Origin of the sequence: Streptomyces sindenensis, assembly GCF_014649035.1 — a bacterium.
Lineage (GTDB): Bacteria > Actinomycetota > Actinomycetes > Streptomycetales > Streptomycetaceae > Streptomyces > Streptomyces sindenensis.
In genome coordinates this window covers 101,294-127,558 of record NZ_BMSG01000017.1, presented here as the reverse complement: position 1 = coordinate 127,558, position 26,265 = coordinate 101,294, and the positions used below count along the sequence as shown (strand labels likewise).

At 72.0% G+C, this 26,265-nt stretch carries 21 protein-coding genes; 15 read left to right on the top strand and 6 right to left on the bottom strand.

Annotated elements, in window-relative coordinates:
• Position 1: 1 nt before the first annotated feature.
• Genes IE145_RS19715 through IE145_RS19680 form a run of 8 tightly spaced genes read left to right on the top strand, consistent with a single transcriptional unit; the run spans position 2 to position 7,617 of the window.
• Positions 2 to 1,186, top strand: a complete 1,185-nt coding sequence (locus IE145_RS19715) for an MCE family protein (protein ID WP_189526655.1) — start codon at positions 2 to 4, stop codon at positions 1,184 to 1,186.
• Positions 1,183 to 2,418 carry an MCE family protein gene (locus tag IE145_RS19710; protein ID WP_189526654.1) on the top strand — a complete coding sequence of 412 codons (1,236 nt, stop codon included), beginning with the start codon at positions 1,183 to 1,185 and terminating at the stop codon, positions 2,416 to 2,418. The genes IE145_RS19715 and IE145_RS19710 overlap by 4 nt, the downstream gene beginning before the upstream one ends.
• On the top strand, positions 2,415 to 3,650 hold the full coding sequence (locus IE145_RS19705; protein WP_189526652.1) for an MCE family protein: 1,236 nt from the start codon (positions 2,415 to 2,417) through the stop codon (positions 3,648 to 3,650). The genes IE145_RS19710 and IE145_RS19705 overlap by 4 nt, the downstream gene beginning before the upstream one ends.
• Positions 3,647 to 4,168 carry a hypothetical protein gene (locus tag IE145_RS19700; RefSeq protein ID WP_189526650.1) on the top strand — a complete coding sequence of 174 codons (522 nt, stop codon included), beginning with the start codon at positions 3,647 to 3,649 and terminating at the stop codon, positions 4,166 to 4,168. The genes IE145_RS19705 and IE145_RS19700 overlap by 4 nt, the downstream gene beginning before the upstream one ends.
• Positions 4,165 to 4,788, top strand: a complete 624-nt coding sequence (locus IE145_RS19695; RefSeq protein ID WP_189526648.1) for a hypothetical protein — start codon at positions 4,165 to 4,167, stop codon at positions 4,786 to 4,788. The genes IE145_RS19700 and IE145_RS19695 overlap by 4 nt, the downstream gene beginning before the upstream one ends.
• Before the next feature lie 59 nt (positions 4,789 to 4,847).
• Positions 4,848 to 5,414 (top strand): Rv1363c family protein, encoded by a 567-nt coding sequence (locus IE145_RS19690; RefSeq protein ID WP_229825679.1) that lies wholly within the window; start codon positions 4,848 to 4,850, stop codon positions 5,412 to 5,414.
• Between the two features lie 49 nt (positions 5,415 to 5,463).
• Complete coding sequence (locus tag IE145_RS19685; protein WP_189526646.1) at positions 5,464 to 6,264, top strand: hypothetical protein; 801 nt, start codon at positions 5,464 to 5,466, stop codon at positions 6,262 to 6,264.
• Between the two features lie 15 nt (positions 6,265 to 6,279).
• Entirely contained in the window at positions 6,280 to 7,617 is a 1,338-nt protein-coding gene (locus IE145_RS19680; protein WP_189526644.1) for a lytic transglycosylase domain-containing protein, read from the top strand.
• Here the strand turns inward: IE145_RS19680 and IE145_RS19675 are convergent.
• Positions 7,606 to 8,667: an ATP-dependent DNA ligase gene (locus tag IE145_RS19675; protein WP_189526642.1), complete on the bottom strand. Its 1,062-nt coding sequence runs from the start codon at positions 8,665 to 8,667 to the stop codon at positions 7,606 to 7,608. The two genes, IE145_RS19680 and IE145_RS19675, sit on opposite strands and share 12 nt — an antisense overlap.
• 76 nt (positions 8,668 to 8,743) lie before the next feature.
• Here IE145_RS19675 and ligD point away from each other — a divergent pair, with 76 nt between their 5' ends.
• Positions 8,744 to 9,772: a non-homologous end-joining DNA ligase gene (ligD, locus tag IE145_RS19670; protein WP_229825677.1), complete on the top strand. Its 1,029-nt coding sequence runs from the start codon at positions 8,744 to 8,746 to the stop codon at positions 9,770 to 9,772.
• On the top strand, positions 9,769 to 10,836 hold the full coding sequence (locus tag IE145_RS19665) for an ABC-2 transporter permease (protein WP_189526641.1): 1,068 nt from the start codon (positions 9,769 to 9,771) through the stop codon (positions 10,834 to 10,836). Before ligD ends, IE145_RS19665 begins: the two co-directional genes overlap by 4 nt.
• Before the next feature lie 17 nt (positions 10,837 to 10,853).
• Here IE145_RS19665 and IE145_RS19660 read toward each other — a convergent pair whose 3' ends face one another.
• Both IE145_RS19660 and IE145_RS19655 read right to left on the bottom strand, forming a co-directional pair.
• Positions 10,854 to 13,013, bottom strand: coding sequence for an OmpL47-type beta-barrel domain-containing protein (locus IE145_RS19660; protein ID WP_229825685.1), 2,160 nt, complete (start codon positions 13,011 to 13,013; stop codon positions 10,854 to 10,856).
• A gap of 74 nt (positions 13,014 to 13,087) precedes the next feature.
• Complete coding sequence (locus IE145_RS19655) at positions 13,088 to 15,538, bottom strand: ThuA domain-containing protein (RefSeq protein WP_189526719.1); 2,451 nt, start codon at positions 15,536 to 15,538, stop codon at positions 13,088 to 13,090.
• A gap of 340 nt (positions 15,539 to 15,878) precedes the next feature.
• Here IE145_RS19655 and IE145_RS19650 point away from each other — a divergent pair, with 340 nt between their 5' ends.
• Positions 15,879 to 16,967 carry a multicopper oxidase domain-containing protein gene (locus tag IE145_RS19650; RefSeq protein WP_189526639.1) on the top strand — a complete coding sequence of 363 codons (1,089 nt, stop codon included), beginning with the start codon at positions 15,879 to 15,881 and terminating at the stop codon, positions 16,965 to 16,967.
• Positions 16,968 to 17,182: 215 nt separating this feature from the next.
• Here IE145_RS19650 and IE145_RS19645 read toward each other — a convergent pair whose 3' ends face one another.
• Positions 17,183 to 19,414, bottom strand: coding sequence for a DEAD/DEAH box helicase (locus tag IE145_RS19645; RefSeq protein WP_189526637.1), 2,232 nt, complete (start codon positions 19,412 to 19,414; stop codon positions 17,183 to 17,185).
• A 347-nt stretch (positions 19,415 to 19,761) separates the two neighbouring features.
• On the opposite strand from IE145_RS19645, the gene IE145_RS19640 reads away from it, so the two are divergent.
• Positions 19,762 to 20,556, top strand: a complete 795-nt coding sequence (locus IE145_RS19640) for a VOC family protein (protein ID WP_189526636.1) — start codon at positions 19,762 to 19,764, stop codon at positions 20,554 to 20,556.
• An 89-nt stretch (positions 20,557 to 20,645) separates the two neighbouring features.
• Entirely contained in the window at positions 20,646 to 20,900 is a 255-nt protein-coding gene (locus tag IE145_RS19635) for a WhiB family transcriptional regulator (RefSeq protein WP_189526633.1), read from the top strand.
• 49 nt (positions 20,901 to 20,949) lie between these two features.
• Here IE145_RS19635 and IE145_RS19630 read toward each other — a convergent pair whose 3' ends face one another.
• A complete protein-coding gene (locus tag IE145_RS19630; protein WP_189526632.1) occupies positions 20,950 to 21,924 on the bottom strand; it encodes an acyl-ACP desaturase in 975 nt (324 codons plus the stop codon).
• A gap of 187 nt (positions 21,925 to 22,111) precedes the next feature.
• Positions 22,112 to 24,439 (bottom strand): ATP-binding cassette domain-containing protein, encoded by a 2,328-nt coding sequence (locus IE145_RS19625; protein WP_189526630.1) that lies wholly within the window; start codon positions 24,437 to 24,439, stop codon positions 22,112 to 22,114.
• 135 nt (positions 24,440 to 24,574) lie between these two features.
• Here IE145_RS19625 and IE145_RS19620 point away from each other — a divergent pair, with 135 nt between their 5' ends.
• Together IE145_RS19620 and IE145_RS19615 are read left to right on the top strand one after the other, a co-directional pair.
• Entirely contained in the window at positions 24,575 to 25,399 is an 825-nt protein-coding gene (locus IE145_RS19620) for an alpha/beta fold hydrolase (protein WP_189526628.1), read from the top strand.
• Positions 25,396 to 26,256: a helix-turn-helix domain-containing protein gene (locus IE145_RS19615; RefSeq protein WP_229825672.1), complete on the top strand. Its 861-nt coding sequence runs from the start codon at positions 25,396 to 25,398 to the stop codon at positions 26,254 to 26,256. The genes IE145_RS19620 and IE145_RS19615 overlap by 4 nt, the downstream gene beginning before the upstream one ends.
• Positions 26,257 to 26,265: the final 9 nt, after the last annotated feature.

Sequence of the window (26,265 nt, the reverse complement as noted above, 5' to 3'; positions counted from 1 at the left end):
CATGAGACGCACCCGTATCACCGGCATCGGCGCCGGACTCGCCGTCGTCGCCGTCGTGGCCGCCACCGGCGTGAGCGCCCTGGAGGAGGACGGGAAGAGAACCGTCACCGCCTATTTCGACCGGGCCACCGGCGTCTACGCCGGATCCGACCTGCGGATCCTCGGCGTCAAGGCCGGCACCGTCGACTCCGTCGAACCGCGCGGCAAGGAGGTGAAGGTCGTCCTGCGCCTCGACAAGGGGATCGACGTACCCAAGGACGCCCACGCCGTCGTCGTCGCCCCCAGCCTCGTCGCCGACCGCTACATCCAGCTCGCCCCGGCCTACGACGGCGGCCCCCGGCTCGCCGACGGCGCGGTGCTGCCCGCCGCCCGCAACGCCACCCCCGTCGAGGTCGACGAGCTGTACGCCTCCATCACCGAACTCTCCACCGCGCTCGGCCCCGACGGGGCCAACGCCAACGGCGCGTTGGCCCGGCTCCTGGACACCGGGGCGAAGAACCTCGACGGCAACGGCAAGGCCATCGGGGACTCCATCGAGCAGTTCGGCAAGGCCACCAAGACACTCGACAAGAGCAGCGGCGACCTGTTCGACACCCTCAAGTACCTCCAGGGCTTCACCACCATGCTCAAGGAGAACGACGGCAACGTCCGCAGCGCCGAGCAGCAGCTGAACACCGTCACCACGTTCCTCGCCGACGACAAGAAGAACCTCAGCGCGGCCCTGAAGGAGCTCGGCGCCGCCCTCGGCCAGGTCAAGACGTTCATCGCCAAGAACCGCGGCTCGCTGAAGAAGAACGTCGAGGCCCTGGTGCCGGTCACCCAGGCGCTGGTCGACCAGCGCGCCTCGCTCGCCGAGGCGATGGACACCCTGCCGCTTGCCGCGGGCAACGTCCTCAACGCCTACGACCCGGCCCACCGCACCCTCAACGGGCGGACCAACCTCAACGAACTGTCCATGGGCGGGCCGCTCGTGGAGCCCGGGGCCGCCGCCGCGGCGAGCCGGCTCACCGGACTCGCCCCCGTCGACGCGACCCGCCGCAAGGCGCTGCCCGTCCTGCCACTGCCGGAGGTCGGCACGGTCTACGGCACCCCCGAGAAGCGGCCCGGCGAGGCCGGCAGGGCGGAGAAGGCCGGCGAGTCAGGCACGTCCGGCGGGACCGGCCGGCAGAAGGGAGCAGGGCGATGAACGACGAGATCCGGCGCAGACCCGCCGCACGCGCGGCCGTCGGCACGGTCGCGCTGCTCGCCACCGGCGCGCTGATCGCCCTGGTCGTGGTCCGCCCCGACGCCCCCTCCTTCACCGGCATCGAGCAGATTCCGCTGCCCGGCGGCGCGGACCTGGGAGACCGGCCCTACGAGGTCACCGCCGAGTTCGGCGACGTCCTCAGCCTCGCCCCGCAGTCCTCGGTCAAGGTCAACGACGTCTCCGTGGGACGCGTCACGAAGATCGCGCTGGCCCCGGACGGCTGGCGGGCCCGGGTCACCATGCAGGTCAACGGCAAGGTCAAGCTTCCCGCCAACGCCTACGCCCGGCTCGAACAGTCCAGCCTGCTCGGCGAGAAGTTCATCCAGCTCGCCCCGCCCCCCGAGGGCACCGCCCACGGAACGCTCGCGAGCGGCGGCCGCATCCCCGTCTCCCGCACCAACCGGAACCCCGAGGTCGAAGAGGTCTTCGGAGCCCTGTCCATGCTCCTCAACGGGGGCGGCGTCAACCAGCTCAAGACCATCACCACCGAACTCAACAAGGCGCTCGCCGGGCAGGAACCGCAGATCCGCTCCGTGCTCAACCGGGTCGACACCCTCGTGACCAACCTGGACGAGAACAAGGGCGACATCACGCGGGCGCTCGACGGCGTCAACCGGCTCGCCACCACGCTCGCCACCCGCAAACAGGACGTCGGCACCGTTCTCACCGGACTCAGCCCCGGACTCAAGGTCCTGGAGAAACAGCGCGGCTCCCTGCTGACCATGCTGCGCTCCCTCGACACCCTGTCCACGGTCGCCGTCGACACCATCAACCGGAGCAAGGCCGACATGATCGCCGACCTCAAGGCGCTCGCCCCGACCCTGAAGGCGCTCGCCGACTCCGGTCAGGACCTCCCGAACTCGCTCCAGGTGCTGCTGACCTACCCGTTCACGGACGAGGTGCTGCGCGGCGTCAAGGGCGACTACCTCAACGTCTACCTGGACGTGACGGCCATGCCCGGCACGCAGATCATCCCGGCCCTCACCCCGGACCCCCCGGGCATTCCCCAGCCCCCGGCCGAGGGCGAGGAACCGGCCGCTTCGGCCAAGGGCGCGCTGCCCCTCCCGCTGCCGCTGCCCGCCGTGTCGGGCACGCCGAAGACCACCGCTCCGGGCACGCCGACGTCCACAGCTCCGGGCACGCCGAAGACCACGAAGGAGGCGACACCGTGATCACCCTCGCCGTCCGGCTGAAGAACCTCGCCTTCCTCGTCATCGCCGTCCTCGTCCTCGGCTACCTGGGTGTCCGCTATGCCGACCTCGGCCACTACGTCGGACTGCGCAGCTACTACACCGTCACGGTCCAACTCCCGCAGACGGGCGGCCTGTACACCCACTCCAACGTCACCTACCGGGGCGTCTCCGTGGGCCGCGTCGGGCCCATCGAGCTGACCGAGGACGGCGTCGAGGCCGAGCTGCGGATCGAGAAGGACGCCCCGCGGATCCCGGACAGCCTCACGGCCGTCGTCGCCAACCTCTCGGCGGTCGGCGAGCAGTACATCGATCTGCGGCCCACCCGCTCGGAAGGCCCCTTCCTGGGCAACGGCTCCGTCATCGACGAAGCTGACACCACCATCCCCGCACCCCCCACCGACGTCCTCACCAGCGTCGACGACCTGGCGAGCTCGGTGGACCTGGAGAGCCTGCGGACCGTCGTCGAGGAGTTCGGGGCGGCCTTCGAAGGGCGCGGCGACGACCTCCAGGTCCTGCTGGACACCGGCGGCGACCTCATCGAGGCCGCGGACAAGGCCCTGCCGGTCACCACCCGGCTGATGGCCGACGGCGAGCAGGTCCTGCGCACCCAGGCCGAACAGGGCAGGGCACTGAAGGGCTTCGCCAAGGGTGCGAAGGAACTGGCCGCCGAACTCAAGGGCTCCGACGGCGACCTGCGCCGCCTCATCGCGACCACCCCGGACGCCGCCGTACAGATCAGCGGACTGCTGCGCGACGTGGACCCGGCCTTCGGCGTCGTCGTCGCCAACCTCCTCACCACATCGGAAGTGGCCGTCACCCGCCAACGGGGCCTGGAGGAACTCCTCGTGAAACTCCCCGCCGTCGCCGCCGCCGGGGCGAGCGCGGTCGACGACGACGGCGCCCGGTTCGGGATGTCCGTCACCTTCTTCGAACCGCTGCCCTGTACCTCCGGCTACGGCGGAACGGTCTACCGCAACGGGCTCGACACCTCGGCCGGACCCGCCGTGAACACCGCCGCCCGCTGCACGTCCTCGCCCGGCACCGGCATCAACGTCCGGGGCAGCGCCAACGCCCCCAAGGGCGGCCCCGTGCCGAAACCGGCCGTCCCGGGCTGGATGAAGCTGTCCGGAGCCGTGGCCGGCACTGCCGCGGACACACAGCCGCCGATCGAGGACATGGCCGGGCTGCTGGGTCTGGGAGGCGGCTCATGACCTCCCGCACCCGGCACCTGGGCGGCTGGGCCGTCCTGCTCGTCGCCGCCCTGGTCTGCGGGCTGGGCGCCTGGTCGTACGGGCAGGCGCGCGGCGACCGCACCCTCTCCTTCGCGAAGGCCCGCGACACGGCCCTGACCGAGGGCAGACGGCACCTCGCGACGCTGAACACCCTGGACGGCAAGAGCGCGCGGCGGGTCGACGACGGGTTGCGCGCCTGGCTGGACTCCTCCACCGGGCCGCTCCACGACGAGCTGGCGCGGACCCGCAAGGCCGACGCGAAGTCCCTCACGACGGCGGGCGACACGGCCCGGGGCAAGGTCACCTCGGCGGCGCTCACCGCACTGGACGAGCGCACCGGTACGGCCGAGCTGATCGCCACCGTGGACGTCGAGGTCACCCCGCGCTCCGGCGCGGCCGGCACCCAGCGCAAGCGGTTCGGGGCGACCCTCGCCCGTACGGCCGACGGCTGGAAGGTCAAGGCGCTCACGGCGATCGGGACGGGCGGCGGCCGATGAGAGCGAGCGGAGGAACGACGACGGTGAACAGCGATGTCGCCCCCGACCCCGACCTCGGCCCCGGGGCCGAGGAGACCGGGACGCGGGCGCCGGACCCGCACGACGGTGCGGACGTGGTCCGCCGCCGGTGGCCGCGCGTCCTCGGCGCCCTGCTGACGGTCGCCCTGCTCGCCACGGGCGGCGCCCTGTACGCCGAAGGGCGCCAGCTGCGCGACACCTCCGCCACGGCGAACCGGGCACTCACCGACGCGGAGGCGACCACCCGCGTCACGGGCGATGTCAGCAGCGCGCTCAGCAAGATCTTCTCGTACGGGCCCGGGGCCACCGCGACCACGCGGGCGGCAGCGAAGGAGGTCCTGGCGGGCAAGGCGCTCCAGCAGTACGCGGCACTGTTCGGCCAGGTCGAGCGGCAGTCCGCCGACCAGAAGCTGACGCTCACCACCGGGGTCGTCCGGGCCGGTGTGACCCGGCTGACCGACGACAGCGCACACCTCCTGGTCTTCCTCGACCAGGTCCACGAACGCCGGGGCCGCGCCCCCACCACCGCCTCCGCGCAGCTCACGGTGGTCGCCGAACTGCGCGACGGGCGCTGGTGGATCGTCGAGATCGGCTCCACATGACGGCGGCCCGGAGACGAAGGCGGACGGGCCCGGTTCGGCAGGCAGGGGAGAGGCAGCAGATGGCACGGCGGCGGACGACGACAGTGAAGACCGGGACGCGCAGGACCACCGGGACGAGGAACCCGCTCCTGCTCGTCGCTCTGGCCCTGGTGGTCTGCGCGGCCGGAGCCGCCGGCTGGGGCGGCTGGCAGCGCTACGCGGCCTCGCACGACGACGCGGCGTCCTTCGCGCAGGCGCGGGACGACGCACTGGCGGCGGGGGAGCAGGCGGTGCAGAACATGAACACCCTGAACCACAAAGCGCTGGAGCAGGGGCTCGACAGCTGGGAGCAGTCGACCACCGGCGACCTCCACCGCCAACTCGTCGACGGACGCGACGCGTTCGCGAAGCAGATCGCCGAGGCGAAGACCGTGAGCACGGCGAAGGTCCTCTCCGGCGCGGTGACCGAACTGGACCAGCGGGCGGGACGGGCAGGGGTGATGGTCGCGCTCAGGGTGACGGTCACCGCGCCCAAGGGCGAACCGGCGGTGAAGGAGAGCCGGCTGCTCGGCACCCTCACCCGGACCTCCGGGGGGTGGAAGCTCAGCGCGCTGGGCCAGGCGCCCGTCGGCTCCACGGGCGGCTGATCTCCGCGCCGCGCCCCGCCCACCCGTACGCCCCGGAGAGGACCCACCCATGTCGACGACCCGTCATCTCGTCAACCGCCGCCGCCGGCTGGCCACGACCCCTTCGCGTACGGCGGAGAACGGACCGGAGCCGTTGGCCGGGGTCACCGCCGCCCCGGCCACCGCGACCGAGCCCGGCCCGCCGGCCGCCCCGGCCACCACGACCGAGCCCGCCCCTGTCACGGAGACGACGGAAGGCGAACCCGACCCCGACGGTGGCAGCGACCCCGGCGACGGCCCCGGCCGCCGGGCCGAAGGCGGGAGCCCCGACGACGTCCCCAGCCGCCGGGACTCCCGCCTCCGCATCACCCTGCCCGCCGTGCTCTGCGCGCTCACCGTGCTCCTCGGGGCCGTCGCCGTCTGGGCGTTCGCCTCGGCGAGCGGTCTCCGCGACGAGCCCGCCCGGCAGAACGCCGCGCTCACCGACATCGCCGGCACCAGTGAGGTGAAGGGCCGGATCAGCGAGGCGGTCGGCGCGGTGTTCAGCTACGACTACGCCTCGCCGGCCCGGTCCGACCGCGCGGCGAGCACCTATCTGACCGGCCGGGCCGTGCAGCAGCACAAGGACATGCTCGCCGACGTACGGGAGCAGGCCCCGGAGCAGAAACTCGTCCTGACCACCACCGTCACCGAGAGCGGGGTCGAGTTCCTCGACGGCGACCGCGCCCGGCTGCTGATCTTCGCCGACCAGAGCAACACCCGTACGGGCAAGGACGAGGAGACGACGTACGCGGCGGCCATGTTCGCCGTGGACGCCGTCCGCCGCGGGGACACCTGGCTGATCGCCGCCATCGACACGTTCACCCGCTGAGCGAAGGGAATCCGCATGAGCTTCAACCGCACGGTGCGCCGCCGGCTCGGCACCACGGCCACCGCCCTGGCCGCGATGACCGCGCTCACCGCGTCCCAGGCCCCGGGGTTCGCGGTGCCCGAGCCCCGGAAGGAGAAGGCGGCGGCCTCCGACGACGTGGTGTGGACCGAGGTGCCGGGGGACGACGTCTACCACACGGAGTTGCCGCCCTTGCGGTCCCCGAAGCCGCCCGAACTCCTGAAGCCCGGGAAGCAGCCCGACCCCCTCGTGGTCCGTGCCTGGCACGAGGCGGGCATTCCGGCCACCGTGCTGGACGCCTACCGCAAGGCCGAGAGCGCGGTGGGCCGCAGCGATCCGGGGTGCGGGCTGCCGTGGCAGTTGCTCGCGGCGATCGGCAAGGTCGAGTCCGGCCAGGCGTCCGGCGGGCGGGTGGACGCGCGCGGGACGACCCTCGCCCCGATCCTCGGCCCCGCGCTCGACGGCAACGGCTTCGCCCTGATCCGGGACACCGACGGCGGGGCGTACGACGGCGACAGTACCTACGACCGGGCCGTCGGGCCCCTCCAGTTCATCCCGTCCACCTGGGCCGCCTGGGGCGCGGACGGCAACGGCGACGGCCGCAAGGACCCGAACAACATCTACGACGCGGCGCTCGCCGCCGGGCACTACCTGTGCGCCGGTTCGCGCGATCTGACCCGCCGCGCCGACCTGGACCGGGCCATCCTCGGCTACAACCGCTCCGACACCTATCTGCGGATGGTGCTGTCCTGGCTGGAGTTCTACCGCCAGGGCAGCCATCCGGTCGCCGACGGCGAGGGCGTCCTCCCGGTCAGCCCCGGCCCCGGCGGGAAGACCCGCCCCCAGTCCCCGGTCGGCGGCCCCGGCGCTCCGGAACGCCCCGGCGCTCCGGAAAGCCCCGGCAAGGACGACGGAGGCGTCGTCGTCGGCCCGCAGCCCACCAGGCCGCCGAGCCCGATCCCCACCCCTCCGCGCCCCACGAAGCCCGGCTCCCCGAGCCCCACCCCCGACCCGACCGACCCCGACCCGACCGACCCCGGGCCCACCGACCCCGGGCCCACCGACCCCGGGCCCACCGACCCCGGGCCCACCGACCCCGGCCCGGGGCCCAGCCCCGACCCGACCGGCCCGGGCCCGAGCCCTGATCCCACCGATCCGGGCACCGGCCCCGACCCGACAGGGCCCACCACCCCGCCCGACCCCGGCGAGAGCGGCCCGGGCTGCTCCGACGACACCTCGTCGCCCTCCCCGTCCGACGCCGCCGCCCCGCCCGGCTCCGGCGGGGCGGACGAGCCCTGCGCCACGCCGACCGGTGAGCCGGGTTCAGCCGCCTGACAGCACCTCGGACAGGTCGTAGGAGACGACCTCCTCCAGCTGCGCGTACGTACAGCTCGCGGGGGACCGGTCCGGCCGCCACCGGCGGAACTGGGTGGTGTGCCGGAACCGGTCGCCCTCCATGTGGTCGTAGGCCACCTCGCACACCCGCTCCGGCCGCAGCGGCACCCAGGACTGGTCCTTCTTGCCGGTCCACCGGTTCTGCGCGCCCGGCAGCCGGGACTTCTCGTGCGCCGCCGCGTCCGCCCAGGCGCCCCACGGGTGCTCGGCGAACTCGCAGCGCAGCGGGGCGAGTTCCTCGGCCAGCTCGGCGCGCCGCCTCATCGCGAAGGCCGCGCAGACCCCGACGTGCTGGAGCACGCCCCCGGTGTCGTACAGCCCGAGCAGCAAAGAGCCGACGACCGGGCCGCTCTTGTGCTCGCGGTAGCCGGCCACCACGACGTCGGCGGTCCGCTCGTGCTTGATCTTGTACATCACCCGGGTGTCGGGCCGGTACGGCAGATCCAGCGGCTTCGCCACGATCCCGTCGAGCCCCGCCCCCTCGTACCGGTCGAACCACTGCCGCGCGACCTCGATGTCCGTGGTGGACGGCGCGAGGTGCACGGGCGCGGAGGCCCCGGAGAGGGCGGCCGTCAACACCGCCCGCCGGTCCGCCTGCGGGGTGCTCAGCAGGGAGGTGTCGTCGACCGCGAGGACGTCGAAGGCGATGAAGCTCGCCGGGGTCTGCTCGGCAAGCATCCGCACCCGGGAGTCCGCCGGATGGATGCGCTCGCTGAGCCGCTCGAAGTCGAGCCGCCCCTCGTGGGCGATGACGATCTCCCCGTCGATCACACAGCGCGGCGTGAGGTTGTCCCGCACGGCGTCGACCAGATCGGGGAAGTAGCGCGTCAGCGACTTGCCCGTCCGGCTGCCGATCTCGACCTCGTCGCCGTCCCGGTACACGATCGCCCGGAAACCGTCCCACTTCGCCTCGTACGCCATGCCCGGCGGGATCCGGGCCACCGACTTGGCGAGCATCGGCTTCACGGGCGGCATCACCGGCAGGTCCATGGCCCGATTCTGGACCCCGCACCCGCCCATGTCGCCCGATGTGCGGCATATGTGCGAGCGGCCTACGGTGGCCGACATGGGATCAGCGGTGGAGTTGGACGCGGGCGGACGGGCCGTGAGGCTGTCCAACCCGGACAAGGTGTACTTCCCCGAGAAGGGTTACACCAAGAGGGACGTGGCTGAATACTTCCTGGCCGTCGGCCCCGGGATCACGCGAGCCCTGAACCACCGGCCGACCACGCTCCAGCGCTTCGTGGACGGGGTCGAGGGCGACTTCTTCTACCAGAAGCGCGCCCCGAAGAACCTCCCCGAATGGATCCCCACCGCCCGCGTCGCCTTCCCCAGCGGCCGCCCCGCCGACGAGATCTGCCCGACCGAGCTCGCCGCGGTGATCTGGGCCGCCAACCTCGGCACCCTCACCTTCCACCCCTGGCCGGTGCGGGCCGGGGACACCGACCACCCGGACGAGCTGCGCATCGACCTGGACCCGCAGCCCGGCACCGACTACGCCGACGCCGTCACCGCCGCCCACGAGCTGCGCTCCGTCCTGGAGGACCACGGCGTACGCGGCTGGCCCAAGACCTCCGGCGGGCGCGGGATGCATGTCTTCGTGCCCATCGAGCCCGCCTGGACCTTCGTCGAGGTGCGGCGCGCCGCCATCGCCGCCGGGCGCGAGCTGGAGCGGCGGATGCCCGAGCGGGTGACGACCGCATGGTGGAAGGAGGAGCGCGGCGAGCGGATCTTCGTCGACTTCAACCAGACCGCCCGCGACCGCACCATCGCCTCCGCCTACTCCGTACGCCCCTTCCCGCACGCCCCGGTCTCCGCACCGCTGCGCTGGGAGGAGATCGACGACGCCGAACCCCGCGACTTCGACCTGAGCACCATGCCGGGGCGGTACGCCGAACTCGGCGACGTCCACGCCGACATGGACCAGGAGGCGTTCCGGCTCGACGGGCTGCTGGAGCTGGCCGACCGGGACGAGAGGGAGCGCGGGCTCGGCGACCTGCCCTACCCGCCGGAGTACCCGAAGATGCCCGGCGAACCGAAGCGCGTCCAGCCCAGCCGCGCCCGCCACGATGACGACGGCGGCGGGACGACGTGAGTTCGAGCAGCGAGGGGCACGGCGCGCACGGGCGGCCGCGCACCCTCCGCGAGCGCTGGGAGGCGTACAAGAACAGCCCCTTCCTGCCCGCGACCGTCCTCGTCCTGATCGTCGCCGCCGCGGCCGGTCTCTTCGCCGGCTCCTACACGTACGCGATGGCCAACCCCACCCCGCACCGCATCCCGGCGGCCCTGGTCACCCAGCCGGAGGTGGAGCGCGGCGAGGCGTTCGTCGCCGGGATGGAGAAGGCCCTCGACGCCTCGCTCGAGCTCCACGACTATCCGGACGTCGCCGACGCCCGCCGCGCCCTGGACGAGCAGAAGGTCTTCACCATCGTCCGCGCCTCCGACGACGGGGTGGCGCTCGACGTGGCCGGAGCCTCGGGCGCCTCGGTGGCCGAGCTGATCGCCAAGGCGGGGATCGAGGTGGGGGACGCCACCGGCGTCGAGGTCACCGTCCGGGACGTCAAACCGCTCCAGAAGGGCGACCCGCGCGGGCTCGCCCTGTTCTACATCTCGCTGGCCGCCGTGATCATGGGCTTCCTCGGCGCGATCCAGCTCAGCGTGCACGCCCACGGCCTGAACCCGGCCGAGCGCATCGCCTTCACCGCCGCCTACGCCCTGCTCGGCGGCTTCGCCATCGCGGCGGCCGTGGACTGGTGGCTCGGGGCGGTGGACCTGCCGTTCGTCCAGTCCTGGCTGATCCTGGCGTTCACCATGTTCACCTCCGGCATGGTCTTCACCATGTTCAACACCCTGATGGGCCGGTGGGCCATGATCCCCACCTGGGGGGTGATGGTGCTGCTCGGCAACCCGTCGTCCGGCGGGGCGGTGTCCTGGCCGCTGCTGCCGTCCGCGCTCGGCCACATCGGCCGCTGGCTGCCGCCGGGGGCCTCGGTCAACGCCCAGCACACCGCCGTGTACTACCAGGGCCACCAGTTCGTCTTCCCGTACCTGGTCCTCGCCGCCTGGGCGCTGGTCTCCTGCACGGTCTTCTGGGTGTGGCGGCACCGGCACCCGGGTGGCCGCGCCCGCACACCGGAGCATGCGGCCGCGGCCACCTGAGGCTCTTCCCCGCGGGTCTACAGCTCCTTGATGCGGATGTCGCGGTACGAGATGACGTCCGTGACACCGTGCACCTGGAGCCCGATGTAACCGGAGGCGAACCGCCGGCCGTCGGTGCCCGGGTCGTCGCCCCGCGGCGGCTCGAAGAGCTGACCGCGGTTGTTCTCGAACTCGTTGATCAGGACACCGTTGCGGTAGATCTCGTAGTGCTGGTCGACCACCTTGATCTCGTAGTCGTTCCAGGTGCCCTTGGGCGTGACCCCGGCGCCGCCGAGCCCCACCCGGTCGAAGCCGTACACCGAACCGGTCTTGTACATGTCGCCGTCCGGCCGGTCGTTGACCTGGATCTCATGGCCGTACTTGATGGCGACCCACTCCGGACGCGACTCCTCCGGGTGGTCGTGCACCTTCGGGAAGCGGACGAAGACCCCGCCGTTGGCGTTCCCCGAGCCCGGGGCGTCGTCCCGCCACTGAAGCTTGAGCGAGTAGTCGCCGTAGGCCCGGTTCGGCAGCCACAGCATGCCCATCCCGTCCACCGTGGTGGAGCTGGTGATGGAGCCCTCCTCCTCGTTCAGCTCGAACTTGCCGCCGCCCACGTGCTCCCACTTGGCGAGCGAGGCCGCCGTGCCGTCGAAGAGCTTGGTGTAGCCCTCGACCTGGCCCGGCTTTCCGATGCCCGACTGCTTGGCGGCCCGGTAGATCGCCCTGCGCTCCCGCTGGTCGATGACACCGTCGGCCTTCAGCCTGTCGAGCACCGACGTCACGTGCTTGAGGAACAGCGCGTGGGAGGACCAGTCCTTCTCGTCCTCGATCAGCTCGTTGATCGTGCAGCGGTTCCGGGTGATCCGGTTCGGGACGCCCGTGTCGATCGTGCCGACGAAGACGGTGTGCCGCTCGTCGAACTCCGCGCAGTTCGGCGCGGGGACCCCGCCTCCCTGGGCGACGGTGAACGACACCCTCTTCGCCTCGGAGGTGTTGCCCGCCTTGTCCGTGGCCCGATGGGAGATGGAGTGGTAGCCGACCCGGTCCACGATCACCGGGGCGGTGTACGCGAGGTACGGTCCGCCGTCGAGGCTGTACTCCACCTTGTCCACGCCCGAGTCGTCGTCGGTCGCGGAGACGGTGGCCCTGGCGCTGGTGATGAACGCGCCGTCGCTGTTCTTGTCGCCCTCGACCGTCACCGAGGTCTCCGGAGCCGTCCGGTCCTGCGAGGGCGGCTCGACCACGGTGAAGTCGACGGACTTCTCGTCCGCGACATTGCCCGACCGGTCGGTGGCCCGGTAGCGGACGGTGTGCTCGCCCAGCTCGTGGACCATCACCGGAGCGGTGTAGGGCTGCCACGCGCCGTCCGTGCCGAGCGCGTACTCGATGGTGTTCACGCCGGACCCGGTGTCGGAGGCGGTCACGGTGACCGTGGCCATGCCCAGGTACGCCCCCGCGTCGTCCTTCTCGCCGGAGACGGTCGCCGAGGTCTCCGGCGGCGTCTCGTCGTCGGTCGGCGGGGCCGCCACCGCGAAGTCGACGGACTTCTCCCCGGCCGCGTTGCCCGCCTTGTCGGTGGCCCGGTAGCGGACCGTGTGGTCGCCGACCTCGTTCACCACGACCGGTGCGGTGTACGGCTGCCACTCGCCGTCCGCGCCGAGCGCGTACTCGACGGTGTCGACGCCGGACCCCGCGTCGGTGGCCTCGACGGTCACCGTCGCCTGGCCGATGTACGCGCCGTCGCCGTTCCGGTCGCCGTCGACCTTCGCCGAGGTCGACGGGGCCTCGGTGTCCTCGCCGCTGCCCTCGGTGACGGTCAGGATGCCCTGCATCTGGCCGTGCCCGGGGATCGTGCAGTGGTAGAAGTACCGGCCGGGCGACAGCGTGACCTCCACGCTGTGCTTCCCGCCCTCGGAGTCACCGGGATTGGCCAGGATGTTCAGCTGGACGTCGTTGTTGAACTCCGGGTCCGACACGCTGAACGTGAGCGTGTGCGGCATGCTCGTCGTGTTGCCGGTCGCCGTGCTGTTCTCGAAGACGATCGTCGCCCTGCCCGCCACCGCCGTCTTCGGCGCGGACAGATAGCGGTCGATCGGGTCGCCCGCGGTCCAGGTCAGCACCTGGTCGGCGGCGCTCGCCCCGGGACCGTCACCGCCCTTGCCGTACGCGGCCGTCGAGGTCAGCCCGAGGACCATCAGGAGGGAGGCCAGCAGGGCCACCCAGAAGCTCGGCGGACGATGCCGCCTGCGTGCGAGGTAGGGACGTGCTCTCACTTCACCGCCGCCTTGTCCACGAGATCCGCGGCGGCCGGCGTCGCGCCGCCGCCCTTGTACGACACGCGCCACAGCGCGGACTTGGAGTCGGAGGTGAAGAATCCGCGCCCGTAGTCCAGGACGTACAGCGACCCGTCGGGTGCGAACTTCCAGTCCATCAGGTTGCGGATGCCGTCCGCCCCGACCGGGATGATCTTCTTCAACGACTCGGCGTGCGTGGGGAGCCCGCCCTTGCCGGCCGTCCTCGGGTCGGTGAGCACGGCGTGCCGGGGCTGTGCGCCGTCGTAGAAGTCACCGACGAACCACTTGCCGTCCCAGTAGGCCGGCCACTTCGCGGTGGACTCGCTCCGCGCGTCGTACCGGTAGACCGGGCCGTTCATCGTGGCCTGGCCGCCGCCCTTGAGCCAGGGCAGCAGCTCCTTGCCCTCCTCCGCCTTGTAGCTCGGTATGCCGTTCCCGTCGCGCGGGTAGTCGACCCCACCGCCCTGCGGGGAGTACCAGATGGTGTTCGGGGTCACCGGCGGCAGCTTGACCAGGCCGTCGTTGTTCGGCGACTCGTTCTTCGGGGCGTTGCAGTCGTACCAGCCCAGCGGCTTCGACGGGTCCGGCAGATTGCGGTCCCGGTAGGGCTGGTTGTTGCCCATGCAGTACGGCCAGCCGTGGTTGCCCGCCTTGGTGATCGCGGCGAACGTGTCGTACTTCGCCGGGCCCCAGGTGGTCGACGGGGCGCCCGCGTCGGGGCCGACCCAGCCCGCGTACAGCGTGTCCGTCGCCGGGTCGATCGAGATGCGGGCCGGGTTGCGCACGCCCATCACATAGATCTCGCCGCGCGTCTTGCCGCCGCCCTCGTCCGGCTCCTCGCCGGTGAAGAGGTTGCCGGACGGCAGGGTGTACGTGCCGTCGTCCTCGGGGTGGATCCGCAGGATCTTCCCGTTGAGGTTGTTGGTGTTGCCGGCCGTGCGGCGCGCGTCGGCGAAGGAGACGCCCTTGTAGTTCGGCTGCGGGTTGTTGCCGGAGTAACCGTCGCTGAAACCGGAGGAGTTGTTGTCGCCGGTCGCGATGTACAGGTTGTCCTTCGAGTCCCACGCCATGCCGCCGCCCGCGTGGCAGCAGCTGTTGATCTGCACGGGCCAGCCGAGCAGCACCTTCTCCGAGGCGAGATCCAGCTTGCCGGTCGCGGAGTCGAAGGTGAAGCGGGAGACCTGACGGGTCGCCATGCGCCGGTCGCGGTCGATCTTCGCGTGCGGGGTGTAGTGCAGATAGACCCAGCCGTTGGACGCGAAGCCGGGGTCCAGCTCGATGCCGAGCAACCCCTCCTCGTTCTTGACCAGCTCGTCGCCCCCGCCCTTGTTGCCGAAGACGTCCAGCGCACCCGCCAGGGCGACCTTTCCGGTCTTCGGGTCGTAGACGTGGATCTCCCCCTTGCCCTTGCCGATGTCCGGGTCGGCCCAGTCGGTGACGACCGGCTGCGAGCTGTCGGCCCCGCCGCGCCCGATGTAGAAGACCCGCCCGTCCGGTGCGGTCACCAGTCCGTGCGGCTCGCCGATCTGGTCGTTCTGGCCCGGCTGGTTGGGCTGGGTGACCCGCTCGGCGGTGTAGTTGGAGGTGATCGTCGCCTTGCAGTCGGCCTGTGACGTCCGGTTCGTCCAGGACAGCGCACCGCGCAGGTGGTCGCGGAAGTCGGTCTCGGCGAAGCTGTTCGCCGTACCGCCCATCGCCGTGTAGAAGGACCGCCCGCCGTCGTAGTCGCGGCACCAGGAGACCGGGTGGTCCCACCCGTTGGCGCTCTCACCCGGCTTGTACGTCAACTCCCGCACGCGCGCCACGGTGTGGACGTCTCCGGACGGGTTCTTCGTCCAGTTCAGCCACTTGTCGGGGCGCTTCCACTCCAGCGGCAGGCTCTTGGTGGCCGGGTGGACCCGGTCCCCGATCTCGACGGTCGCCCGCTGTACGGACGCCGGGCTGTTCGCCGCCGGCCGGGCCCCGACCAGACCGGTGAACCAGTCGGAGTACGGCTCGGTGCGCGCCGCGTCATGGATGCCGAGGAAGCCGCCGCCCGCCTCCATGTACGCCTCCAGGCCCGCCTCCTGCTCCGGGTCGAGGACATCGCCCCCGCCGGTGAGGAAGACGACGGCGTGGAAGGAGCCGAGCCGCTTGCCGTTGGTGAAGACCTTGGGGTCGGCGGTGGCCACGGTGGTGAACCGCTGGGCCTCCGGGCCGGTGAGCCCGATCCTCTCGATCGCCGCGATCCCGGCGTCGGTGTACGGGGCCTCCTCACCCGCCGAGGCATGGAACACCAGCACCTTCACCTGGCTCCGGGCCCCCGGCGGAGACGGTAGCGACAACGTTGTCGCCATCCTTTCCACCAGGGCCCGATCCGGCGATGTGTCCGCGCTGGCCGGGCCGCCGCTGCCCAGCATGGACACGGTCAGGGCACCGGCCGCCACGGCCGCCGCGAGGCCGCGTCGTGATCTGGACCGGTGATGTGATGCGCGCTGCATGTGGTCACTCACCCCTCTGTGGTCACTGCATCTCTCGGTGACTGTGGCTTGCTCACTGATCGTCAGGAGCCGTGGGTGCACTGGCTCTTGATTCCCTGCGACAGCGCACGAAGCTAGACCTCTTTCCGCGGTCCGCCAATAGCTACGGCAGCAATCGCACGAACTTTGTCCTGAGTGTGGATAAACGGAGTGGCCCCGGCTACGGTGTGGCCCGTCCCGGGGTCCCGTGAGCCCTGTTCCGTCCCGGCGGCCTCGCCGGTTTCCTTATCGCAGTGGGGAGTTCGACATGGACCGAAGGACTTTCAGCCGACGGATGCTGGCCGGTGGCGCGGCGGTGGCCGCGACGGGGGTGACATCGTTGTCGCTCGGGGCGGTGGAGGCAAGCTCGGCAGAGAAGCCGGCGCGCACGGCGCCGGCGGGCGGTGTCACACGCCGGCTGAAGATGTACGCCGAGAAGTTGCCGAACGGCGAGCTGGGCTACGGCTTTGAGAAGGGCAAGGCATCGATCCCCGGCCCCCTCATCGAGCTGAACGAGGGCGACACGGTCCACATCGAGTTCGAGAACCTCACCGATGGGGACGCCAGCCTCCATGTGCACGGTGTGGACTACGACATCGCCAACGACGGCACGCGGATGAACAGGAGCCACGTCGAGCCCGGCGGCACCCGGACCTACACCTGGCGCACCCACGCCCCGGGCGTCCGCAAGGACGGCACCTGGGAGCCGGGCAGCGCGGGCTACTGGCACTACCACGACCACGTCGTCGGCACGGACCACGGCACCGGGGGCATCCGCAAGGGGCTCTACGGGCCGGTCGTGGTCCGCCGCAAGGGCGACATCCTGCCCGACCAGACCTGCACGGTCGTCTTCAACGACATGATGATCAACAACAAGACGGCCCACAACAGCGTCAACTTCGAGGCCACGGTGGGGGACCGGCTCGAATTCGTGATGATCACGCACGGCGAGTACTACCACACCTTCCATATCCACGGTCACCGCTGGGCCGACAACCGCACCGGTCTGCTGACCGGCCCCGATGACCCCAGCCGGGTGATCGACAACAAGATCTGCGGCCCCGCCGACTCCTTCGGCCTCCAGATCATCGCGGGTGAACGCGTGGGTGCGGGCGCGTGGATGTACCACTGCCACGTCCAGAGCCACTCCGACATGGGGATGGCGGGACTCCTGTTGATCAAGAAGCCGGACGGCACGATCCCGGGCTACGAACCCCACCACCACACGGCCGGCGGAACGGAGAAGGAGACCGGGGAGAAGGCGGGCGGGAGCACGGGCGACAGGGCCGGGAAGAAGAGCGCGGAGAAGGCCGCCGCGAAGGATTCCGGGGCGGCCGCGGGGGAGCACCAGCACTGACCCTGCCCGTCACCGACCCCGTCCGCCTCGCGGCTCGTACGTCATGGGGCTCGCACGTCACGGAGCCCGGCCGTCACGGACTCCGGCTGTCACGGAGCCCGGCCGTCACGGACTCCGGCTGTCACGGAGCCCGGCTGTCACGGAGCCCGGCCGTCACGGACGCCGGCTGTCCCGGGCCCGGCACGTCACGGAGGCCGCGGAGGAGGCGGGCCCGGTCACGCCCTGTCCGTGCCGCCCGCCAGCCGCCGCTGCTCCTCCTCCACGATGCGCCGGGCCAGCTCGGAGTCGGAGACGTCCATCGCGTCCGGGGTGGTCTCCGCGAGATCGCTGCGCCGGGCGTAGGCGTCGAAGAGCCGGTCCTTGCGGGCCAGCAGCTCCACCAGACGCTGGTCGACACTGTCGGTGGCCAGCAGCCGGTGCACCTGGACCGTGCGCACCTGCCCCATCCGGTGCGCGCGGGCGACGGCCTGGTGCTCCAGCGTGGGCTTGATCTGCGGCTCGCAGAGGATGACCACGGAGGCGGCCTGCATGTTCAGCCCGGTGCCGCCCGCCTGGATCTGGCTCAGCAGCACGGCGTGCCCCTCCACCGAGGAGAAGGCGTCCACCAGCTCCTGCCGCCGGGCCGGCGGGACGCTCCCGGAGAGCGGTCCGAAGACGTCCGGCCCCAGGGCGTCGCCGACCGCCGCGAGGACCTCGCGGAAGTAGGAGAAGACGACCACCTTCAGGCCGTTGTCCCGGGCCTCGTCGACCAGTTCGCGCAGCCGCTCCAGCTTGGCGGAGGTCGCGGGCACGGCGTAGGCGGCCCGGCGCATCCGCATGAACAGCCCGGAGGCGACCGCCTCGCCGTAGGCCCGCCGGTCCTCGGCCCCGAACTCCTCCCACTCGTCCACCTGGACCAGCGCCGGGAGTTCGGCCAGCACGTCCACCTGGTTGCGGCGCAGATAGGCGGGGGCGACGGCGCGGCGGAAGGCCCGCGAACCGGCCGCGCCGTGCGTCGTGCTCACCGACGGCGCGAGTTCGGGGCGCAGTTGGCGTACCAGACTGCGGAACTCCTCCACCCGGTTCTCCATCGGGGTGCCCGTCAGGAACAGCACCCGCTCCACCTGCTCCGTCCACCCCGCCACCGCCCGGGACCGGCGGGCCTCGGGGTTCTTCACGAAGTGGGCCTCGTCGACCACCAGCATCCCGGGCCGCACCTCGGCCGCCGCCCCCTCGGGCAGCAGATGCAGCCCGTCGAAGGTGGTCACCGCCACCCCGCCCGCCTCACGCCAGTCCGCGAACGCCGCGACCCGCTCCGCCCCGTGCACCGGAACGGCGCGCAGCGTGGAGCGGGCCCGGATCTCCCGGGTCCAGTTGATCAGCACGCTCGCCGGGCACACCACGATGAAGTGGGTCTCGCCCCGGGCGGCGAGGTGGGCGAGGGCCGCGATGGCCTGGACGGTCTTGCCGAGGCCCATCTCGTCCCCGATGATCACCCGTTTCTGCGCCACCGCGAAGCGTGCCCCGAACGCCTGGTAGCCGCGCAGGGACACCCGCAGCCGGGTGTCGTCGAGCCGCAGCGCCCGGACCCGGTCCGCGATCCCGGCGGGCAGGAACCCTTCGGCGGCATCCCGGTCGGGGCCGCTGCCCGACAGCTCGGCGAGCAGGCTGTAGTACTCGGCGGACCGCAGCTCGAAGTCCACCCAGGCCTCGGCGGGCGACGCCGGCGAGCGCAACAGATCGGCCGACGCCTGCGCGAAGAGCACCGGCAGCTCCCGGTGCGCCGCGTCCGCCACGGCCGACCGCACCGCGTCGAGTGCCTCCCGCACCCGGGCCCGGGACCGCCGCCCGGCGAACAGCATCCGCAGCCGGCTCCCGCCCGGCGCGGCCGTCTCCAGCGGAGGGCCCAGCAGTTCGGCCAGCCGACGGGCCGCGTCCACCGCGCGCCGCGCGTCCGCACCGGCCACGACCAGCCGGTGCAGGGCGATCACCAGCGCGGTGCTCGTTTCGTCCGGGACGTCCACGTCGATCCGCACCGAGACGGTGTCGCGCACCGCGTGGGCGATCTGCGCGGCGGCGGCCAGCGCCTGGTCGGCGGTGTGCGCCCCCACCCCGGGGATCTGCCGGAGCTCGTAACGGTCCGTGCCGTGGACCTGCCCGACCGTGGCGAGCCCGGCCTGCTCCAGCGCCCCGAGCCGCAGCCGCCCCTCCGTGACGTCCTTGAGCCGGGAGACGGGGATGTGGGCCAGCTCCTGCCCCACCAGGGAGTCGAGGAGCGGATCGAGCACGGCCCGTACGGCCGCCACGGCGTTCGCCCGGTCCGCCGGCACGGCACGGGCGCTCTCCAGCAGCCGTCCCGCCCGTGCGAGCAGCTCACGAGCCGCGCCGCCGGCCGGCACCGGGCTTCCGGCAGCTCCGCGCGCGAGTGCTCCGTCGGCCGAGCCGCCCGCCGCCCCGCTCTGGTTCATGTACGTCCTTCTGTTCCCGAGGGGTGTCCCACCCGGCCCCGGGGCCCCGCTCCTCAGGCCTGCCGGCCTCCCGCCATCGTGCCACGCCCCGCCGCCACTCCCGGCCCGGACCGTCCGCTCCGCTCCGCCCCGGCCGCCGCGCGACGCGCCGGTCCAACGCTTCGTCCCGGCGGGCACACGCTGCCTACCCTGGGCCGCACGGCGGACGCGACCACCGCCGGTGGACCGCGCCCCGGCCGGCCCCGCACGGACTGCGGTGACCGGTGCCCGGTGCAAGACTCGGAACGGAAGGAACCACCCGGCCGTACACGACGAGCAGGACCCCCGGACCGACTGAGGAGCACGCCATGATCAGCCCCACCTTCCTCGACGGAGCACCCAACTGGGTCGATCTCGGCACCCCCGATCTCGACGGGGCCACCGCCTTCTACCGGGGGCTGTTCGGCTGGGACCTGACCCCCGGCGGCCCCGAGGTGGGGGGCTACGGGATGCTCACCCTCGACGGGCGGTACGTCGGCGGGGTGATGACGGTCTCCGAGGAGGAGGCGCCGAGCGCCTGGTCGGTGTCGTTCAAGTCGCCCGATGTCGACGCCACCGCCCGGGCGGTCACCGAGGCGGGCGGCAGCGCCGCGTTCGAGCCGATGGACGTCCTCGACTTCGGCCGCATGGGCGGCTTCACGGACCCGGCCGGCGCGTACTTCGGGGTGTGGCAGCCGAAGGAGCACCCCGGCTTCGGCGTGATCCAGGAGCCGAACGCGTTCCTCTGGGCCGAGCTCTACACCCCCGACGTCCCGGCGGCGGCCGCGTTCTTCGCCGGCGTCTTCGGCTGGGGGACCGACGAGATGAAGGTGGAGGGCTCCGACTACACGTACACCACGGTCCACCCGGCCGGCGCCGGCCCGGACGCGTCCTTCGGCGGTCTGGTCCGGATGGGCGACGTTCCGTCCGAGGCCGCCCGAGGACCCCACTGGCTGCCGTACTTCGCCGTGACCGACGTCGACGCGACGGTGGCCGAGGCGAAGCGGCTCGGCGGCACGGAGACCCTGGCCGCCATGGAGGTGCCCGGCGTCGGCAAGATGGCCAACGTCGCCGACCCGTACGGGGCGGTCTTCGCGGTCATGAAGCCCGAACCGCGGCAGTAGCGCCGAGGCGGCACCCACCAGCGGGACGGCATCGCCGGATTGATGAATCGTTGATCGGTTGTTTATCGCCACCGGGCAGCGTGTGCCCCATGCTGATCAACACCGTGACCGACGACGCACTCGCCTGGCAGGAGACCGCGTTGTGCGCGCAGGCCGGGCCCGAGTTCTTCTTCCCGGCCCCGGGCAGTTCGACCCGTGAGGCCAAGCAGCTCTGCAACGCCTGCGAAGGACGGCTGGCCTGCCTGGAGTACGCCCTCGCCAACGACGAGCGGTTCGGCGTCTGGGGCGGACTGTCGGAGAAGGAGCGCGAGCGGCTGCGCAGAGAAGGACGCGCCCGGGGCTGACCGCCCCGGGGCGCGCACCGGAGCGCCCGGGACGGTGGAGGTGGAGGGGTCAGGCGCGGCCGCGCGCCGCCATCCGGGCCTTGCGTGCGGCGAGCTTCTCGTCGAACTTCGACGCCTCGCTGTCCAGCCCGCCCATGTACAGACCGAGCTCCTCCTGCGCCTGCGCACCCTCCGGGCCGAGCCCGTCGATGTCCATGACCTTCAGGAAGCGCAGCACGGGCTGGATCACGTCGTCGTGGTGGATGCGCATGTTGTAGATCTCGCCGATCGCCATCTGCGCGGCGGCCCGCTCGAAGCCGGGCATGCCGTGCCCGGGCATCCGGAAGTTGACGACGACGTCGCGCACGGCCTGCATGGTCAGGTCCGGGGCCAGCTCGAAGGCGGCGCCCAGGAGATTGCGGTAGAAGACCATGTGGAGGTTCTCGTCGGTCGCGATCCGGGCCAGCATCCGGTCGCAGACCGGGTCGCCGGACTGGTGGCCCGTGTTGCGGTGCGAGACGCGGGTGGCCAGCTCCTGGAAGGCGACGTACGCGACGGAGTGCAGCATCGAGTGCCGGTTGTCCGACTCGAAGCCCTCCGCCATGTGCGCCATGCGGAACTGCTCCAGCTTGTCCGGGTCCACGGCGCGCGAGGTGAGCAGATAGTCGCGCATCACGATGCCGTGGCGGCCCTCCTCGGCGGTCCAGCGGTGCACCCAGGTGCCCCACGCGCCGTCGCGGCCGAAGAGGGAGGCGATCTCGTGGTGGTAGCTGGGGAGGTTGTCCTCGGTGAGGAGGTTCACCACGAGGGCGATCTTGCCGATGTCGGTGACCTTGGACTGGTCCGCCGCCCAGGCCTCGCCGTCCTCGAAGACGCCGGGGAAGTTCCGGCCGTCGGAGAACGGGACGTACTCGTGCGGCATCCAGTCCTTGGCGACCTTGAGATGACGGTTGAGTTCCTTCTCCACCACCTCTTCCAGCGCGAACAGCAGTTGGGCGTCGGTCCACGCCTTCGAACTGCCGAGGTGGGGAGAGGTGATCGTCACGGGGAGCTCCTGGGGACGGGAGAATTACCTACGGCTTCGTAGGTTACGAGACCGTAGGTTAAGGCGACCGTAAGGGCAAAGCCAAGCCCGCCACCGGCAGCGCCGGACTACACAGGGTCATATCCCCAGCTGAACGGGTGTGTGAAGGGTGCCTCGGGGCCTGGTGAGGCCTCCGTTCCGGCGGCTCTCAGCTTTCCGGATTCGGTGATTCCACCCCCGGGTCCCGGCGCAGATAGCAGCCCGTCACGGACGTCGGATGCGTGAGCAGCTCGGCGGGCGTCCCCGCGAAGACCACCTCCCCGCCGCCCTTGCCGCCCTCCGGACCGAGGTCGATCACCCAGTCCGCCCGCTTGACCACCTCCAGGTTGTGCTCGACGCAGATCACGGTGTTCCCCGCGTCGACCAGCCGGTCCAGCAGGTCCACCAGGGTGCCCGTGTCCGCCAGGTGCAGTCCGGTCGTCGGCTCGTCCAGGACGTACACGCTGGAGGTGCGATGCAGCTGGGTGGCGAGCTTGATGCGCTGGCGCTCACCGCCCGAGAGCGTGCTCAGCGGCTGCCCGAGCGTGAGATAGGTGAGGCCGACCTCGTCGAGCGTGCGCAGTTTCCGCAGCAGGGCGCGGTCCTCGAACAGCCCGACCGCCCGCGCCGCCGTCATCTCCAGGACGTCCACGATCGACCGGCCGCCGACCCGGTGCTTCAGCACGTCGTCGTGGAACCGGCGGCCCTCGCACTCCGGGCAGGTCGTGGTGACCGGATCCATGAACGCCAGATCCGTCGAGATCTCGCCACGGCCCGAGCAAACCGCGCACGCCCCGGCGGAGTTGAAGCTGAACAGCCCCGCGTCCACACCGTTCTCCCGCGCGAACACCTTGCGGATGGCGTCCAGCGCGCCGATGTACGAGGCCGGGGTGGAGCGGGACGAGGCCGTGATCGCGCTCTGGTCGATCACCACCGCGTCCGGGTACGCCGCCGTGAACACCCGCGACACCAGCGTCGACTTGCCGGACCCGGCCACCCCCGTCACCGCGGTCAACACCCCGGCGGGGAACGACACGTCCAGGCCCTTGAGGTTGTGCAGATCCGCCCCGTACACCGGGAGCTGACCGGTGGGGGAGCGTACGGTCCCCTTCACCGGGGTGCGGCGGCGCAGCGACCGGCCGGTGAGCGTACCGGCGGCGCGCAGCCGCTCGAACGGCCCCTCGAAGACGACGTGACCGCCGTCGGCGCCGGCCCGCGGCCCCATGTCGACGACATGGTCGGCGACGGCCATCACATCCGGGTCGTGCTCGACGACCAGCACCGTGTTGCCCTTGTCGCGCAGCCGTACCAGCAGATCGCCCAGCCGGCCCACGTCGCGCGGATGCAGTCCGACACTGGGCTCGTCGAACACGAACGTCAGCCCGGTGAGCGAACTGCCCAGGTGCCGGACCATCTTGAGCCGCTGGCCCTCGCCGCCCGACAGGGTCGTGGTCTCCCGGTCCAGGCTCAGGTAGCCGAGCCCGATGCCGACCAGCCGCTCCAGCCGCTCGCGCGCCGCGGCGGCGATGGGCCCGCCCACCGGATCGTCGATCCGCTCCAGTACGCCGACGAGATCGGCGACCTCCATCCGCCCGAAGTCGGCGGGCGAGAGCCCGTGGATCCTGGTGGCGAGCGCCGCCGCGTTCAGCCGTGCCCCACCGCAGGCCCCGCAGACCCGCTCCACGGTGAACCGCGCGGCCGCCTCACGGCGCTTCTCGGAGAGGGAGGCGGTGTCGCGCTTGAGATACAGACGCTCGAAGCGGGTCACGACCCCCTCGAACTTCATGTCCGCCGAGCCGGTCCGCAGGTCGAGGCGGACGGAGAACCCCGAACCGTGCAGCAGGAGCCGGCGCTCCTCCTCGCCGAACTCGGCCAGCGGCAGGTCGTTGTCGAACCGCCCCGACCCGCCGTACAGATTCCACTCCCAACTGCCCACCGACAGACCGGGCAGCAGCAGCGCCCCCTCGTTCAGCGACTTCGACCAGTCGATCGCCCGGTCCAGATCCAGCTGGACCGTGCGCCCCACCCCGTCGCACTCCGGGCACATCCCGGCGGGATCGTTGAACGAGTACGCGGTCGCCCCGCCCGCGCTCGGCGTCCCGCACCGGGAGAACAGCACGCGGAGCAGTGACCAGATGTCGGTCGCCGTGCCCACCGTCGAGCGGACGTTCCCGCCCAGCGGCTTCTGGTCGATCACGATGGCCACCGTCAGGTCCTCGACGGACTCGACGTGCGGCCGCTCGTACTTCGGCAGCCGGTTGCGCAGGAACGAGGTGAACGTCTCGTTCAGCTGCCGCTGCGACTCCACGGCGATCGTGTCGAAGACGACCGACGACTTGCCGGAACCGGATACACCGGTGAAGACGGTGATCCGGCCCTTGGGGACGCGGAGGGAGACATCGCGCAGATTGTTCTCGCGCGCGCCGGTGATGACGATGTCGCGGTGGGCGGTGCCGGGGGTGTACGGCTCCGCGTCGCGGTCGGGAATGCGGTCCATGAGCGCGACGCTAAGCGGGATACCGGACAGCTTGTGTCTGCTTTTTTCCGGGAGATCGCCGGGCGGCACGGGAGATCCGCGGCGGGTGACATTCGTACAAGACCGGGGAGGGACGGCTCGGCGATCCTCGCCCGCATGGGTATCGATGACAGCACGTACGTGCAAGGAATCCACATGGTCCACGACGGCCCCCGGGAGGCGCCGCCGCTCGTGCTCGTCCACGGATCGGGCGCCTCGGGCAGCTCCTGGGGCCCGGTGGTGCCGGCCCTCGCCCGGCGGCACCATGTCATCCGGGTCGACCTGCCGGGCCACGGCCAGTCCCCGCCCGCGGCGTCCTACGACGTGCCCGGACAGGCGGCAACCCTGGCAGCGGCCCTCGACGAACTCGCCCTCACCTCCGTCACCGCGGCCGGGCACTCCAGCGGCGGCTACATCGCCACCGCCCTCGCCGAGCAGCGCCCGGACCTGGTGAGATCCCTCGCGCTGATCAGCAGCGGCCCGAGTCCCGACGCGCTCCTCCCGCAGCCCGCCGTCCTCCGGGCGCTCATCGCCCCGCCGCTCGGCCCGCTGCTGTGGCGCGTCCGCTCCGACGCGATGCTCCGCCGAGGGGTGACCGCGGTCTGCAAGCGCCCGGTGACCGTCCCGGACGACCTGGTCGAGGACGTACGGGACATCAGCTACCGCACCTTCAGGACGGTGCTGCGCCGCAACACCGAGTACATCGCGGAGCGGAGCGTCCCCCTGCGCCTGAGCGCACTCGACGTCCCCGTTCTGGTGCTCTTCGGCGCCGCCGATCCCCGGTGGGACCCGTCCTCGGCGCATCTCTACGGCACGACGGCGGACGCGAGGGTCGAGTTGCTGCCCGACGTCGGGCACTTCCCGATGCTCGAAGCGCCCGGGGACACGGGAGAGTCGCTGCTGGCCTTCCTGGCCACGACAGGACCTAGCCTGGCACCGTGACGCTCACCGGATCGCCCCCCGACTGGTCGGCGGTGGACGTCGCGGTGCCCCGGCGCCCGGGCCGCCTTCCCGGGGTCGACATGGCCGGCTTCCGGCAACTCGCGCCGGTCCACGTGGACATCGCCATGGTCGCGCACCCCTCGGTCACCCTGTTCGTGGACCTGAGCGAGGGCAGCGGCATCGTCCACGACTCCGACGGCGGACGCGCACGCGGCAGCACGGTAGCGGGGCTGGTACCAGGACCCCTGCGGCTCGGCGGCCGGGCGGCCGGGCGGATCGAGTGCCTGCAGATCCGGCTGTCGCCGCCCCTGGCGGTCGCGGTGCTCGGCACGTCGGCCGGTCTCACCGGGGCGGTCGTCTCCCTGGAGGACGTCTGGGGCCGCGACGCCGAGCGGACCGAGGACCGGCTGCGGGCGGCCGGGACGTGGGACGAACGGTTCGCGATCGCGGCGGACGCCATCGGCCGGCGGCTGGACGTCCGCCGGTCGCCGGACCCGGAGGTGGCCGCGGTCTGGCAGCTGATGCTCACCGGCCGGGGCCGGATGGGTGTCGACAGCCTGGCCGGCGAGGTCGGCTGGAGCCGCAAGCGTCTCTGGTCCCGCTTCCGGTCCCAGATCGGCCTCGCCCCCAAACACGCCGCCCGGCTGGTCCGGTTCGACCACGCCGCCCATCTTCTCGCCGCCGGCCACCCCGCCGCCCGGGTGGCGGCCGTGAGCGGTTACGCCGACCAGGCCCATCTCCACCGCGAGGTCAAGGCGTTCACCGGGGCGACGCCCACGGCCGTGGCCGCCGCCCCGTGGCTCGCCATCGACGGCATCGCGTGGCCGGCGGAGCGGGCCCCGGCCGGGCCGCCGTAGCCACCGGCA